Annotated in this window: 15 protein-coding genes; 3 read left to right on the top strand and 12 right to left on the bottom strand. The window is 70.0% G+C overall.

Annotated elements, in window-relative coordinates; all coding sequences use genetic code 11:
• Window positions 1–2: 2 nt before the first annotated feature.
• The 11 genes from ADBZ9K_RS09005 to clpS all read right to left on the bottom strand — a co-directional run bounded on the left by ADBZ9K_RS09005 (window position 3) and on the right by clpS (window position 7,571).
• A complete protein-coding gene (locus ADBZ9K_RS09005; RefSeq protein ID WP_526619731.1) occupies window positions 3–617 on the bottom strand; it encodes a non-canonical purine NTP pyrophosphatase in 615 nt (204 codons plus the stop codon).
• A gap of 28 nt (window positions 618–645) precedes the next feature.
• The gene (rph, locus tag ADBZ9K_RS09010; RefSeq protein WP_526619732.1) at window positions 646–1,425 is read right to left on the bottom strand and encodes a ribonuclease PH; all 780 of its coding nucleotides are present in this window, start codon (window positions 1,423–1,425) and stop codon (window positions 646–648) included.
• A 113-nt stretch (window positions 1,426–1,538) separates the two neighbouring features.
• Window positions 1,539–2,309: a cyclic nucleotide-degrading phosphodiesterase gene (locus ADBZ9K_RS09015; RefSeq protein ID WP_526619733.1), complete on the bottom strand. Its 771-nt coding sequence runs from the start codon at window positions 2,307–2,309 to the stop codon at window positions 1,539–1,541.
• Window positions 2,310–2,367: 58 nt separating this feature from the next.
• A complete protein-coding gene (gene murI, locus ADBZ9K_RS09020; protein ID WP_526619734.1) occupies window positions 2,368–3,189 on the bottom strand; it encodes a glutamate racemase in 822 nt (273 codons plus the stop codon).
• On the bottom strand, window positions 3,186–3,860 hold the full coding sequence (locus ADBZ9K_RS09025) for a rhomboid family intramembrane serine protease (protein WP_526619735.1): 675 nt from the start codon (window positions 3,858–3,860) through the stop codon (window positions 3,186–3,188). The genes murI and ADBZ9K_RS09025 overlap by 4 nt, the downstream gene beginning before the upstream one ends.
• A gap of 19 nt (window positions 3,861–3,879) precedes the next feature.
• Window positions 3,880–4,851 carry a PLP-dependent cysteine synthase family protein gene (locus tag ADBZ9K_RS09030; protein WP_526619736.1) on the bottom strand — a complete coding sequence of 324 codons (972 nt, stop codon included), beginning with the start codon at window positions 4,849–4,851 and terminating at the stop codon, window positions 3,880–3,882.
• Between the two features lie 18 nt (window positions 4,852–4,869).
• Window positions 4,870–5,151 carry a MoaD/ThiS family protein gene (locus ADBZ9K_RS09035; RefSeq protein ID WP_526619737.1) on the bottom strand — a complete coding sequence of 94 codons (282 nt, stop codon included), beginning with the start codon at window positions 5,149–5,151 and terminating at the stop codon, window positions 4,870–4,872.
• A gap of 14 nt (window positions 5,152–5,165) precedes the next feature.
• Window positions 5,166–5,612, bottom strand: coding sequence for a M67 family metallopeptidase (locus ADBZ9K_RS09040; protein WP_526620847.1), 447 nt, complete (start codon window positions 5,610–5,612; stop codon window positions 5,166–5,168).
• Window positions 5,609–6,649, bottom strand: a complete 1,041-nt coding sequence (locus ADBZ9K_RS09045; RefSeq protein WP_526619738.1) for a P1 family peptidase — start codon at window positions 6,647–6,649, stop codon at window positions 5,609–5,611. Before ADBZ9K_RS09045 ends, ADBZ9K_RS09040 begins: the two co-directional genes overlap by 4 nt.
• Window positions 6,646–7,233 (bottom strand): oxidative stress transcriptional regulator AosR, encoded by a 588-nt coding sequence (aosR, locus tag ADBZ9K_RS09050; protein ID WP_526619739.1) that lies wholly within the window; start codon window positions 7,231–7,233, stop codon window positions 6,646–6,648. The genes ADBZ9K_RS09045 and aosR overlap by 4 nt, the downstream gene beginning before the upstream one ends.
• 32 nt (window positions 7,234–7,265) lie before the next feature.
• Window positions 7,266–7,571: an ATP-dependent Clp protease adapter ClpS gene (clpS, locus tag ADBZ9K_RS09055; protein WP_526619740.1), complete on the bottom strand. Its 306-nt coding sequence runs from the start codon at window positions 7,569–7,571 to the stop codon at window positions 7,266–7,268.
• Window positions 7,572–7,624: 53 nt separating this feature from the next.
• On the opposite strand from clpS, the gene ADBZ9K_RS09060 reads away from it, so the two are divergent.
• The 3 genes from ADBZ9K_RS09060 to ADBZ9K_RS09070 all read left to right on the top strand — a co-directional run bounded on the left by ADBZ9K_RS09060 (window position 7,625) and on the right by ADBZ9K_RS09070 (window position 12,522).
• On the top strand, window positions 7,625–8,980 hold the full coding sequence (locus ADBZ9K_RS09060) for a nicotinate phosphoribosyltransferase (RefSeq protein ID WP_526619741.1): 1,356 nt from the start codon (window positions 7,625–7,627) through the stop codon (window positions 8,978–8,980).
• Complete coding sequence (locus ADBZ9K_RS09065; RefSeq protein WP_526619742.1) at window positions 8,977–10,998, top strand: ATP-dependent DNA helicase; 2,022 nt, start codon at window positions 8,977–8,979, stop codon at window positions 10,996–10,998. Before ADBZ9K_RS09060 ends, ADBZ9K_RS09065 begins: the two co-directional genes overlap by 4 nt.
• A 90-nt stretch (window positions 10,999–11,088) precedes the next feature.
• Window positions 11,089–12,522 (top strand): neutral zinc metallopeptidase, encoded by a 1,434-nt coding sequence (locus ADBZ9K_RS09070; protein ID WP_526619743.1) that lies wholly within the window; start codon window positions 11,089–11,091, stop codon window positions 12,520–12,522.
• A gap of 88 nt (window positions 12,523–12,610) precedes the next feature.
• Here ADBZ9K_RS09070 and ADBZ9K_RS09075 read toward each other — a convergent pair whose 3' ends face one another.
• On the bottom strand, window positions 12,611–13,330 hold the full coding sequence (locus ADBZ9K_RS09075; protein WP_526619744.1) for an MspA family porin: 720 nt from the start codon (window positions 13,328–13,330) through the stop codon (window positions 12,611–12,613).
• Between the last annotated feature and the right edge of the window lie 40 nt (window positions 13,331–13,370).

Here is a 13,370-nt window from a genome sequence, read left to right on the forward strand (position 1 = left end):
TCTCAGTCGGCCAGCGCGCGTAGCGCCGGAACCAACAGCGCCAACGCCCGGCCGCGATGCGAGGCCGCGTCCTTTTCGGCAGGGCTCAGCTGCGCGGCGCTGCGCGTTTCCCCGTCCGGAACGAACACCGGGTCGTAGCCGAATCCGCCCTGCCCGCACGGCTTCCGCGCGATCGCGCCGGGCCACTGACCGCGCACGACCGTGCTCTGGGCCGCGGTGGGCCCGGACACCAGGGCGCACGCCGACACGAACGCCGCCGAACGCCGATCGTCGGGCACGTCGCGAAGCTGAGCGAGCAGCAGTTCGTAGTTCGCCACGTCGTTGCCGTGCACGCCAGACCAGCGCGCCGACAGCACACCGGGCATGCCGTTGAGGGCGGCGACTTCCAACCCCGAATCGTCGGCGACGGTGGGCAGACCCGTGGCGGCGTACCCGTCGCGCGCCTTGGCCAGTGCGTTGTCCTCGAAGGTGGCGCCGGTCTCGGGGGCCTCCGCGAAGGGCGGCACATCGTCGAGGGACACCAAGGTCAGTCCCGAGACCCCGGCGGCCTCGAGCACCCGGCGCAGTTCGGCCAGCTTTTTCTGATTCCGGCTGGCGACCAGGAGTCGGGTGGTCACGCGCCGACGGGGAGGAGCGGCGCCAGCATCACGCGCCGAACGACTTCTTCGACGGCGGCCCTTCCGGCAGCACCCCGGGATAGGGCAGCGCCAGGGCTTCGCGTTGCACGGCGAACAGCGTTTCGCACGCTCCCAACGCAGCGTCGAGCATCTTGTCCAGCGTCGAGCGTGGGAATGTCGCGCCCTCACCGGTGCCCTGGATTTCCACCAGCGTCCCGGTGTCGGTGGCGACGACGTTCATGTCGACCTCGGCGCGCGAGTCCTCTTCGTAGGGCAGATCGACCCGCACCCGGCCGTCGACCACCCCGACGCTGACCGCGGCGATGGCACACGACAGCGGGCGGGGGTCGGACAGCTTGCCGGCCGCCGCCAGATACGACACCGCGTCGGAGAGCGCGACATAGGCACCGGTGATCGCCGCGGTGCGCGTCCCGCCGTCGGCCTGCAACACGTCGCAGTCGATGGCGATGGTGTTCTCGCCCAGCGCGGCCAGGTCGATGCAGGCCCGCAGCGAGCGCCCGACCAGCCGGCTGATCTCCTGGGTGCGCCCACCGAGGCGGCCCTTGACCGACTCGCGGTCTGAGCGGGTGTGGGTGGCGGCGGGCAGCATGGCGTACTCGGCGGTCAGCCAGCCCTCCCCCGACCCTTTGCGCCACCGGGGCACGCCCTCGGTAACGCTGGCCGTGCACATCACCCGGGTCTCGCCGAAGGTGATGAGAACCGAGCCGGCCGGGTGGGAAGTGAAGCCGCGGGTGATGGTCACCGGCCGCAGCTCGTCGTCAAGCCTGCCGTCTTGTCGTCGGGACACCCGGCAACCCTAGCGCGGGTGGCTCACGCCGACTGTCGGAGGCCGAGCGTGCGCGAACTGCACACTCCCGTCAGCGTGTCGGTGTGCAGACACGCACGCTCACCGACGAAGGTCTAGCGGGCCACCTCGATCGCCTCGCCGCAGACCACGGCGTGCACCGGCCCGTCGAACTCCGCCTTGGCCTCGCTGATCACGTCCTCACGCGAGGTCCACGGCGGGATGTGGGTCAGCAACAGCTCACCGACACCGGCACGCCTGGCGATCTGCCCCGCCTCGGTTCCCGACAGGTGCAGATGCGGCGGGCGGTCCGGCGCATGCGTCCACGACGCCTCACACAGGAATGTGTCCGCACCCCGGGCGAGCTCCACCAGCGACTCGCACACCCCGGTGTCGCCGCTGTAGACCAGCGTCGCCCCGGACGGATCCGTGATGCGCATGCCGAAGGACTCGGTCGGGTGTGTCACCAACCGCGGCAGCACGCTGAGCGCACCGAACCGCACCGCCTGGCCGTCCACCCAGTGCCGGATCTCGAAGATGTCGGAAAAGTCGTCGAGCTCCCCGCCCAGCGGCGAGGACGCCGCGGCCAGCCGAGTCCAGGTGTCGCTGGGCCCGTACATCAGCCCGCGGCCCCTGGCCGGGGTCGGGTGATAGCGCCGCCACACGAACAGGCCGGGCAGATCCAGGCAGTGATCGGCGTGCAGATGCGACAGCAGAACGTGGACCTCGTTGGGGTCGGCGTAGCGCTGCAGCGCGCCGAGTACCCCACCGCCGAAGTCGAGGACCAACGGCGGTGTGTCCGGTGCCGTCAGCAGGTAGCCGGACGCCGGCGAATCGGGCCCGACGACACTGCCGGAGCAACCGAGGACGGTGATTCGCACAGCCACAAGCTTGCCATGCCCGCAACCCCAGAGAGGAAAACATGACGGCTTTGGATATCGAGAATCACTTCTGGGCGCCGACGTGACGTTGCACCGGCCGGACGCCGGTGACGACGGGTCCGAGGAAGCGGGCGGCCAGTGCGGTGAATGCCTCCGGGTCGCCGGTCGCCTCGAACGTCCGGGTCGCCGCCGGCGAGTCGTGCGGGCGCAGGAGATCCCGCTCGGTGAGCACCCGCAACAGGTCTTTGGTGGTCTCCTCCGCCGACGACACCAACGTGACCGAGTCACCCATCGCCAGCTGAATCAGGCCGGACAGCAACGGGTAGTGCGTACAGCCCAAAACCAGGGTGTCGACCTGTGCGCGCTGCATGGGCTCCAAGTACCCTTCGGCCAGATTGAGCACTTGCCGCCCGCTGGTCACTCCCCGCTCGACGAAGTCCACGAACCGGGGGCAGGCCACCGCCGTGACGTCAACGTCGCGGGCGGCGGCGAACGCGTCCTGATAGGCGCCCGAGGCGATCGTCGCCTGCGTTCCGATCACCCCGATGCGGCCCGTCCGGGTGGTGGCCACGGCACGGCGCACGGCCGGCAGGATCACCTCGACGACGGGAACGTCGTAGCGCTCCCGAGCATCCCGCAGGCACGCCGACGAGGCGGTGTTGCAGGCGATGACAAGCGCCTTGACCCCGCGGTCCACCAGATCGTCGCCGATGGCCAACGCGTGCGCGCGCACCTCGGGGATGCCCAGCGGCCCGTACGGTCCGTTACCGGTGTCGCCGACGTAGATGATGTTCTCGTCGGGCAGCTGATCGATGATCGAGCGGGCCACCGTCAACCCGCCCACTCCGGAATCGAATATGCCGATCGGGGCGAACTGCTCGCTCATGACGGCAATCCGGGAAGCTGGCCGGCTTTGCGGCGTTCCCGGGCCTTGCGTTCCGGGCCGGACAGCCAGTAGGCCGCCAGCACGCCGGCCACCGCTCCGCACAGGTGTCCCTGCCAGGACACGCCCCCGCAGCCGTTCAGTTCGGGAAGAGCGCCCCACAGGACGCCGCCGTAGACCAGCAGCACGACGATCCCGGTCACGATCCACCAGACGTGTCGGGTGAACCAGCCGAACACCAGCAGGAACGCCAGCCAGCCGAAGATCAGCCCGGACGCGCCGATGTGGTTGGTGGGCAGCCGGCAGCCGCCGACGTCACCGATCAGCCAGGTACCCAGGCCGCCGACGATCCAGATGATCGCGGTGGCCCACACGAAGCGCGACATACCGGCCAGCGTCACCAGGAAGCCCAGCACCAGCGCGGGCACGGTGTTGGCCGCCAGGTGCTGCCAGTTGGCGTGCAGCAGCGGGGCGAAGACGATGCCCCACAGGCCGTCGGTCTCCAACGGCCGGATTCCGTTGCGATCCAGCGAATGCCCGGACAGCTGGTCGATGAGTTCGATGAGGTAGAGCAGGGCGACGAACGACAGGATGGTGGCGCCGCCGACCTTCCAGGCCGGGGCCTTCTTGGGCTGCGGCGGCGGCGTGACCGAATAGCCCAACGGCTGGTTCATCCGCTTCTCGCCTCCGCTTTCACGCCCAGAGTTGGCCTTCCAGAGCTTCCTCGGCTTCGTCCAGGCTACCGGCGTAGGCACCGGTCGACAGATACTTCCATCCGGCGTCGCACACGGTGAACGCGATGTCGGCGCGCTGACCGGCCTTGATGGCCTTGGCGCCCATCCCGAGCGCGGCGTGCAGGATCGCCCCGGTGGAGATCCCGGCGAAGATACCTTCGACCTGAACCAGTTCGCGGGTACGGCGCAGCGCATCCACCGAGCCGACGGAGAAGCGGGTGCTGAGCACGTCGGCGTCGTAGAGCTCGGGGATGAACCCTTCGTCGATGTTGCGTAGCGCGTAAACACCTTCGCCGTAGCGCGGTTCGGCGGCAACGATCGCAATGTCCGGGACGTGCTCGCGCAGGAAACGGCCGGTACCCATCAACGTTCCGGTGGTGCCGAGCCCGGCGACGAAGTGGGTGATCTCGGGCAGGTCCTTCAGCAACTCCGGCCCGGTGCCGTCATAGTGCGCGTCGGCATTGGCGGGGTTGCCGTACTGGTAGAGCATCACCCAGTCGGGGTGTTCGGCGGCCAGCGTCTTGGCCGTCGCCACCGCGGTGTTCGAGCCGCCCTGCGCCGGCGAGAAGACGATCTCGGCGCCGTAGAGCTCCAGTATCTGCCGCCGCTCGACGGACGTGTTCTCCGGCATCACACAGATCAGCCGGTAGCCCTTGAGCCGCGCGGCCATCGCCAACGAGATGCCGGTGTTGCCGCTGGTGGGTTCCAAGATCGTCGCGCCAGGGGCCAGCACCCCGTCGCGCTCGGCCTGTTCGATCATCCGCAGCGCCGGGCGGTCCTTGATGGATCCGGTGGGATTGCGGTCCTCCAATTTGGCCCACAGCCGCACATGCGGCCCGTCCGGGCCGTCGTCCCAGCGCGGCGACAGCCGCGGCAGGCCGACCAGTGGGGTGTCGCCGACCGCACGCAACAGCGAGTCGTAGCGGGTCATCGTGGACCGGCTTCCACCTCAGCCACCCGCCACGGCGGGCAGGATCGTGACGGAGTCACCGTCGGCGACCTCGGTGGCCAGACCGCCAGAAAACCGGACGTCCTCGTCGTTGACGTAGATGTTGACGAAACGGTTGAGCTTGCCTGGATTGGCGTTGTCCATCAGCCGCTCCGAGATCCCGGAGTAGTTCGCCTCCAGATCGGCGATCACGGCGTGCAGCGTCGCACCGCTGGCGCTGACCCGCTTCTCCCCGCCGGTGTGGCCGCGCAGGATCGTCGGGATGGACACCTCAACGGACATCGGTGGCTCCTTGTTCAGCTCTCGTAGTGCTCGACGACGGTGATCGGTTCCTCGCGCACGACGCCCTCGAGGATTCGGTAACTGCGTAGCTCGGGCTCTGCTGCGTCGCGGGTGGACACCAGCACGTAGTGCGCGTCGGGCTCGGAGGCGTAGGAGATGTCGGTGCGACTCGGGTAGGCCTCGGTCGCGGTGTGCGAGTGGTAGATGACGACCGGGACCTCGTCGGCGTCGTCCATCTGCCGCCACACCTTCAGCTGCTCGCCGGAGTCGAACCGGTAGAACGTCGGGGACCGCTCGGCGTTGAGCATCGGGATGTGCCGCTGGGGGCGATCGGACCCGTCCGGTCCGGCCAGCACGCCGCAGGCCTCGTCGGGGTGATCGGCGCGCGCGTGGGCGACCATGGCATCCACCAGGTCGGCACGGATCACCAACACGGCGGGTCCTCCCTGGATTGAGGTCAGCGGTCGTCCGTTGCAGCGAACGCACCGGGCAACACGTCGCGGTACGTCGGTATTCCGGCCGCCGACTCGGCGGCCAGCACAGCAACTAGCACCGCGCGCGCCAAACAGTCTGCCCCGGCCGCGCCGAGTCGCGCGAGCGCCTTGGTCTCCGGCACCATCGCCAGCGGCGTGGCCGGGTCGGCATCGAACTCGATCGCGCCGGTGGCCAAGGCGAAGACGGTGTCGCCGTCGAGCGGGGTGTGGGCCGGCCGGATGGTGTGCGCAAGACCGTCCTGCGCAGCGACCGCGAAGCGGCGGCAAGCCGCCGGGGACAACGCGGCATCGGTGGCGACCACCGCGATGGTGGTGTTGAGCGGGCTGGCTTCGGCGTCGAGGGCGGCGAGCGCGGCAATCTGCTCGGCGGGCGGTGCGACCAGGCCGAACTCCCGGGTCAGGTGCGCCATCCAGGGCAGCCCGGTGTCCGGGTCGACGACATTGCCGGCGCTGTTCACCACGACGATCGCACCGACGGTCACCCCGGAGTCCAGCGTCATCGACGCCGTGCCGACCCCACCCTTGAGCACCGCCGCGCGGGCTCCGACGCCCGCCCCGACGGTGCCCACCGCGACGTCCACGCCGGCCGACTGCGCGGCCGCGTAACCGAACTCGGCCGTCGGCCGACACCCCCAACCGCCGACCGGAAGATCAAAAATCACCGCGGCCGGAACGATCGGGACGACCCCGCCGTCCATCGCCACGCCTCGGCCCTGCTCCTCCAGCCAGGTCATCACCCCGTCGGCGGCGGCCAGCCCGTAGGCGCTGCCCCCGGTCAGCACGACCGCATCCACATGCCGGACGCTGTTGGACGGGTCGAGCAGGTCGGTCTCGCGGCTGCCGGGCGCCCCGCCGCGGACATCGACGGCCCCGACGGTGCCCGGCGGCGCGACGATGACGGTGCTGCCGCAGGCCCACCCGGAGCCCAGCGTTGCATCGGGGTCGAGGCGGTCGTGGTGGCCGACCAGGATGCCGGCGACGTCGGTGATCGAGCCCCGGCTCATCGGATCGGTTTTCCCATCAGCCCCAGCACCAGGTACTCCTGCAGCACCGTCAGCCACTGATAGACATCGAGATGCCCGGCCAGCGGATGCTCGGGGGGCAACCGGTCGGGCCCCTCCGGGCCGATCTCGAGCATGGCCCCCAGCGCCAGCCGGACGTCGTTGACGGCGGCCAGCCACGCTTCGGCGTCCTGCTCGGTGATCTCGAACCGGCCCCCGCCGTCCGGCAGCGTGTCCAGAAGCCGTTGCGCCGCGGACTTTTTCGCATCGATGATGCCGGGCTCATGCAGGCTGCGCAGGGCCCCGTTGAGGCTCTCGGCGACCGCGGAACCGGCCGGATGGTCACGCTGGGGTTTGAAGAAGTCCGGCAGCAGCCGGCGCATCGTGGCGTCTTCCGGGGGCTGCGAGTTGCCGGCCCGGATGCCGGTGATCTGCTCCAGCGGATCGGCCGGCGCCGAGGACTCCCGTTCGTCGAGCATGCTCTGCACCGACAGCACCATGTTCTTCAACAGGGCGGCTTCGTGTGGCGCGAGCGCCGACCGAAAACGGGGACCATCGGCGGTCTCGACCCGCTTCCATTTGCGCACGTTTGTCCTGACCGCCGAACCGGCGCCGTTTCTCAGCGGTCCTGCTGCATGGTCGCCCACAACCCGGCGGCATGCAGTTTGGACACATCGACTTCCATGGATTCCCGGCTGCCCGACGACACTACCGCCTTGCCTTCCTCATGAACCTGCAGCATCAGCTTGGTCGCGTGCGGCTCGCTGTAGCCGAACAGTTTCTGGAAGACGTAGGTCACGTAGTTCATCAGGTTGACGGGGTCGTCCCAGACAATCGTCACCCACGGGCTGTCCAGGGCGCTGACGGAATCCGTACCTTGCTCTCCGCTGGTGCCCGGCCGGGTCGGAGCTGCTTGCGAGCCCATACGGTAAAGGATAGCGAGCCCGTTTCGACGCACCCAGCGCCGTATCGGCTGCTATGGCGCGCAGCCGATACCGTTGCCGTGTGACCGCCGCCCTGCTGACGGACAAATACGAGCTGACGATGCTGGCCGCCGCGCTGCGCGACGGCACCGCCGGCCGCAGGACCACCTTCGAAGTATTCGCCCGACGTCTGCCCGACGGCCGGCGCTACGGGGTGGTCGCCGGGACCGGACGCTTCCTTGCGGCCCTGGGCGAGTTCGTTTTCGACGACGAGGCGCTGGAGTCGCTGGGCGCATTCCTCGACACCACGACCCTGGACTACCTGCGGGACTTCCGCTTCGCCGGCGATATCGACGGTTACCCCGAAGGCGAGCTGTACTTCCCCGGCTCCCCCGTCCTGTCGGTCACCGGAAGCTTCGCCGAATGCGTCCTGCTGGAGACGCTGGCGCTGTCGATCTTCAACCACGACAGTGCGATCGCCTCGGCCGCCGCCCGGATGGTCAGCGCGGCCGCCGGCCGGCCGCTGATCGAGATGGGCTCCCGGCGCACCCACGAATACGCGGCGGTGGCCGCGGCCAGGGCCGCCTACCTCGCCGGGTTCGCCGGGACGTCCAACCTCGAGGCCAACCGACGCCACGGCATCCCCGCGATCGGCACCAGCGCCCACGCGTTCACCATGCTGCATACGACAGATGCCGGGCCTGGTGATGCGCCGCTCGGACGACGAACAGACACGTGGGAGCGGGCCGCTTTTCGGGCGCAGGTCGACGCCCTCGGCATCGGCACGACCCTGCTGGTCGACACCTACGACGTGACGGCCGGGGTGGCCAACGCGATCGCGGTCGCGGGCACCGGACTGGGCGCGGTGCGGATCGACTCCGGCGACTTGGGCGTGCTGGCCCGGCGGGTCCGCGCCCAACTCGATGAGCTGGGGGCGACCGAAACGCGGATCGTCGTGTCGGGCGATCTCGACGAGTACGCGATCGCGGCCCTGCGGGCCGACCCGGTCGACAGTTACGGGGTCGGCACCTCGGTGGTGACCGGTTCGGGCGCACCCACCGCCAGCATGGTCTACAAGCTGGTCGAGGTCGACGGCCTGCCGGTGGAGAAACGCAGCAGCCACAAGGAATCTCACGGCGGGCGCAAATCCGCGCTGCGGCTGTCCCGTCCGACGGGCACCGTCACCGAGGAGCTGATCCACCCGGTGTCGCAGCCGCCCGAGGTGGCCGAACCCGCGCGGGTGCTGACCGTGCCGCTGGTGCGCGGTGGCCGGCCGCTGGCGGCCCCCGATCTGGCCGCCGCCCGGACGCGGGTCGCCGAGGGCTTGCGCAGCCTGCCGTGGGAGGGCCTGGCCCTGTCCGCCGGTGAGCCGGCGATCCCGACCCGGCAGGTGCCGGTGCGGGCACGGTGAGCGCGGACGAACTGCCGCCGATCACCGAGTTGCTGGCGACGGCGGTCGAGGCCCTCGGCGGTAGCCAGCGCCCCGGGCAGGTGCAGATGGCAGAGGCGGTGGCGCACGCGTTCGCCAGCGGGGAGCACCTGGCGGTGCAGGCCGGCACCGGCACCGGCAAGTCGCTGGCCTACCTCGTTCCGGCGCTGGCCCGGGCGATCACCGACGGAACCCCCGTGGTGGTGTCCACGGCGACCATTGCCCTGCAGCGCCAGCTCGTCGACCGTGACCTGCCCCGGCTCGTCGACGCGCTGGCCGCCGTCCTGCCCCGCCGGCCGCGCTACGCGCTGCTGAAGGGCCGCCGGAACTACCTGTGCCTGAACAAGATTCATAGCGGCGGGGGCGACGAAGCGCCGGACACCCCGCAGGAGGAACTGTTCGCTCCGGCGGCCTCCACCACGCTGGGCCGCGACGTGGCGCGGCTGACGGCGTGGGCGTCGTCCACCGAGACCGGCGATCGCGACGAGCTGACTCCCGGTGTGCCGGAACGGTCCTGGTCGCAGGTCAGCGTCTCGGCACGGGAATGCCTGGGCATGGCGCGCTGCCCCTACGGCACCGACTGCTTCTCCGAGCGGGCCCGCGGTGAGGCGGGCCGTGCCGACGTCGTCGTCACCAACCACGCGCTGCTGGCCATCGACGCGATCGCCGAGGCGTCGGTGGTACCCGAGCACACGTTCCTCGTCGTCGACGAGGCGCACGAACTGGTGGACCGGGTGACCTCGGTGGCCACCGGCGAGCTGACGCCGGCGCCGCTGGGTGTGGCCACCCGGCGCAGCGCCCGGCTGGTCAGCCCCGAGCTGACCCAACGTTTAGACGCCGCGGTGGCGACGTTCTCCGCGGCGATCCACGACACCCAGCCCGGCCGGATCGACTACCTCGATGACGAGCTGGCCACCTACCTGACCGCGCTGCGGGACGCGGCCTACGCCGCCCGCAGTGACATCGATCCGTCGCCGCGGGATCCGGCAGCGGCCGCGGCCCGCACCGAGGCGATCGCCGCGCTGACCGAGATCGGCGACACCGCCGCGCGGGTGCTGGACTCGTTCGTCCCGGCCATCCCCGACCGCACCGATGTGGTGTGGCTGGACCACGAGGACGGTCCGGCAGGCAGGAACGCAGCAACTCGGGGAGCTACGCCAGGCACATTACGTCCGGTCCTGCGGGTGGCGCCGCTGTCGGTGGCGGGCCTGCTGCGCACCCGGCTGTTCGACACCGCGACCGCGGTGCTGACGTCGGCGACGCTGACGATCGGCGGATCGTTCGAGGCGATGTCGGCCGCCTGGGGTCTGCAGGACGGTCCGGCCTGGCGGGGCCTCGATGTCGGGTCGCCGTTCGAGCACGCCAAGTCCGGCATCCTCTACATCGCCGCGCATCTGCCCCCGCCGGGCCGCGACACCACCGGATCGACCGAACAGGTCGACGAGATCGCCGGCCTGATCGAGGCGGCCGGCGGGCGAACGCTGGGGCTGTTCTCGTCGATGCGCGCGGCCCGCGCGGCGGCCGAGGCCCTGCGCGCCCGGATCGACACCCCGGTGCTGTGTCAGGGCGACGACGGCACCGCGGCGCTGGTGGAGCAGTTCGCCGCCGACCCGGCGACGTCGCTGTTCGGCACGCTGTCGCTGTGGCAGGGCGTCGACGTGCCGGGCCCCTCGCTGTCGCTGGTGCTCATCGATCGCATCCCGTTTCCCCGGCCCGACGATCCCCTGCTGACCGCCCGGCAACGCGCGGTTGCGGCCCGCGGCGGAAATGGGTTCATGACGGTCGCCGCCGCCCACGCCGCGCTGCTGCTGGCCCAAGGCGCGGGGCGGCTGCTGCGCCGCGCCGACGATCGCGGCGTCGTTGCTGTGCTGGACTCCCGGATGGCCACCGCCCGCTACGGCGGCTACCTGCGCGCCTCGCTGCCACCGTTCTGGACCACCACCGACCCGGCCCGGGTCAAACAGGCACTCGCGCGATTACGCGCTGACCCCGCACCCTGAGCGATCGCCGCGGACGGCGCGGGCACGGCACTATGGTGATTGCGAACGTCGACACCGCGGGCCCAGGCCCTGACCCATGAGGTGGCCCCCATGCGCCTACGACACCTGCTCGCCCTCGCGGGCACAGCGGTGGTGCTCGCCGGGTGCGGCACGACGGTGCAGGGCAAGCCGGTGTCGATCTTCGACGACCCGTTCAAGGTGGCCGGCCTGCAGGCCGTCGACGGCAACAGCGGGCTGCGACCGGACGCCGAGAAGCCGACCCGACAAGCCACCGGCGGCGACGGCGGCAAGGACGACGAGATCGCGGTGCAGTCGGTCAGCGACCTGGAAACCTATTGGCAGGGCGCCTTCGGCGAGACCTTCGACGGCCAGTTCGAGCCAGTTAAAGACCTCATCTCGTGGGATTCCGACGCCTACGGCGGCACGTTCTGCGACGAGTCGACCGACGGCCTGATCAACGCCGCGTTCTGCGAGGACGACAACACCATCGGGTGGGACCGGGGTGTGCTGCTGCCGTCCCTGCGGCGAGCCAACGGCGACATGGCCATCACGATGGTGCTGGCCCACGAGTACGGCCACGCGATCCAGAAGCTGGCCAAGCTGAACAAGAAAGGCACCCCGACCCTGGTCGCCGAGCAGCAGGCCGACTGCTTCGCCGGCGCCTACCTGCGGTGGGTCGCCGAGGGCAATTCCCCGCGGTTCACGCTGTCGACCGGTGACGGGCTCAACAACCTGCTGGCGGCCATGATCTCGTTCCGCGACCCGCTGCTGAGCCAGGACGACTACTACGACACCGGCGACGAGCACGGGTCGGCGTTCGAGCGGATCTCGGCGTTTCAGTTCGGATTCACCGACGGCCCGTCCTCGTGCGCGGCCATCGACGCCAAGGAGATCGGCCAGCGCCGCGGCGATCTGCCCGTCGAGTTGCAGTCGGACCAGACCGGCGAGTGGCCGGTGAGTGAGGAGTCCACCAAAGCCATCGTCGACGCGATGAACATCCTGTTTCCGCTCAAGAACCCGCCGCAGCTGAGCTTTGACAGCGCGCTGGCCTCGACCTGCCCGGACGCCCGACCCAGCCCTCCGGTGTCGTTCTGCCCGGCCACCAACACGATCGCCGTCGACCTGCCCGAGCTGCAGAAAATGGGAACGTCAACCGCGGGCGACGAGAACGTGCTGGTAACCGGCGACAACACCGCCTACTCGGTGGTGGTCTCGCGCTACATGTTGGCGCTGCAGCACGAGCGGGGCGGCCTGGTGCTCGACAACGCCGAGGCCGGACTGCGCACCGCCTGCCTGACCGGCGTGGCCACCACGAAGTTGTCCAAGGAGGTCACCACACCCGACGGCAACACCGTCGCGCTGACCGCAGGCGACATCGACGAGGCGGTGTCGGGCCTGTTGACCAACGGGCTGGTGGCCGGCGACGTCAACGGCGAATCGGTGCCGGCCGGGTTCTCCCGCATTGACGCCTTCCGCATCGGGGTGCTCGGCGACGACGCCCGCTGCATCAAGCGGTTTCCGTAGGCCGATCTACCGCGCATCGAGTCAGAACTCAGAGCGAAGAATCCCCGCCCGAATTCGTCGCCCTCGGTTCTGACTGGATGTTGTCTGCTCAGATCTTTTTCGTCACGCCGTACCAGGACAGGATCGCGTCGCCCTCGTCGGTGGACTTGGTGAGCGTGGCGTAGGAGCGGATGAACGACTCGCCCACGCACCCGTCGATCTTGACGTGGAAGTTGCTGATCGACACCCACGGCGCGGCGCCCTTGTACTCCTTCTTGGTCACCGGGACGACGTTGATGATGCCGGGCTTGAGGCCGACGGTGATACCGCCGCCGATGTTGCCGCCGACACCTGGCAGGATGCCTTCGGCCGCGTTGTTCGGGAAGTCCAGCCCGAACACCCCGATGGACGGATTGATGCCGGCGGTGCCGGTCAGCGAGACACCGTTGGAGGTGCTCATATCGATACCGCAACCGATCTGGTAGCCGACCTCGAACACCCCCTTCGGGGAGTCACCAGGTCCGTTGAGCGCGCCGTTGTAGACACCGCCGACGACGTACTCGCGCGACGAGATCGCGGTGGTCAACGGTGCGACGGGCATCTGGATTTCGTCCTTGGCCGAGATCGTCAGGGTCCAGCCGTCGGGAGATTTCGTGGTGGCCGGCGGGGTGGACTCCACCCGGCCGTCGTCGGGCGGCGGGGCGGCGTCGACGGCGGCCACCGGCTGCCCCAGGTCCGGGCCGCCGGGATCGGGGTCGGCCGACGCCGGCACCGGCGTCACCAACAAGGTCCCCACCAGCGCGATGAGCGCCGCATGCCGAACAACCACTACCTCGAACGCCTTCCCGGAAAGCCGATGGCCCGCCCCG

It is taken from the genome of Mycobacterium sp., assembly GCF_965229265.1.
Taxonomy (GTDB): Bacteria; Actinomycetota; Actinomycetes; order Mycobacteriales; family Mycobacteriaceae; genus Mycobacterium.

Coding starts and splice junctions, on each gene's coding strand:
- ADBZ9K_RS09030 (WP_526619736.1), bottom strand. CDS start 4,851: ATGACCCGCTACGACTCGCTGTTGCGTGCGGTCGGCGACACCCCACTG.
- ADBZ9K_RS09025 (WP_526619735.1), bottom strand. CDS start 3,860: ATGAACCAGCCGTTGGGCTATTCGGTCACGCCGCCGCCGCAGCCCAAG.
- ADBZ9K_RS09060 (WP_526619741.1), top strand. CDS start 7,625: ATGGCGCGCAGCCGATACCGTTGCCGTGTGACCGCCGCCCTGCTGACG.
- clpS (WP_526619740.1), bottom strand. CDS start 7,571: ATGGGCTCGCAAGCAGCTCCGACCCGGCCGGGCACCAGCGGAGAGCAA.
- murI (WP_526619734.1), bottom strand. CDS start 3,189: ATGAGCGAGCAGTTCGCCCCGATCGGCATATTCGATTCCGGAGTGGGC.
- ADBZ9K_RS09035 (WP_526619737.1), bottom strand. CDS start 5,151: ATGTCCGTTGAGGTGTCCATCCCGACGATCCTGCGCGGCCACACCGGC.
- ADBZ9K_RS09045 (WP_526619738.1), bottom strand. CDS start 6,649: ATGAGCCGGGGCTCGATCACCGACGTCGCCGGCATCCTGGTCGGCCAC.
- ADBZ9K_RS09070 (WP_526619743.1), top strand. CDS start 11,089: ATGCGCCTACGACACCTGCTCGCCCTCGCGGGCACAGCGGTGGTGCTC.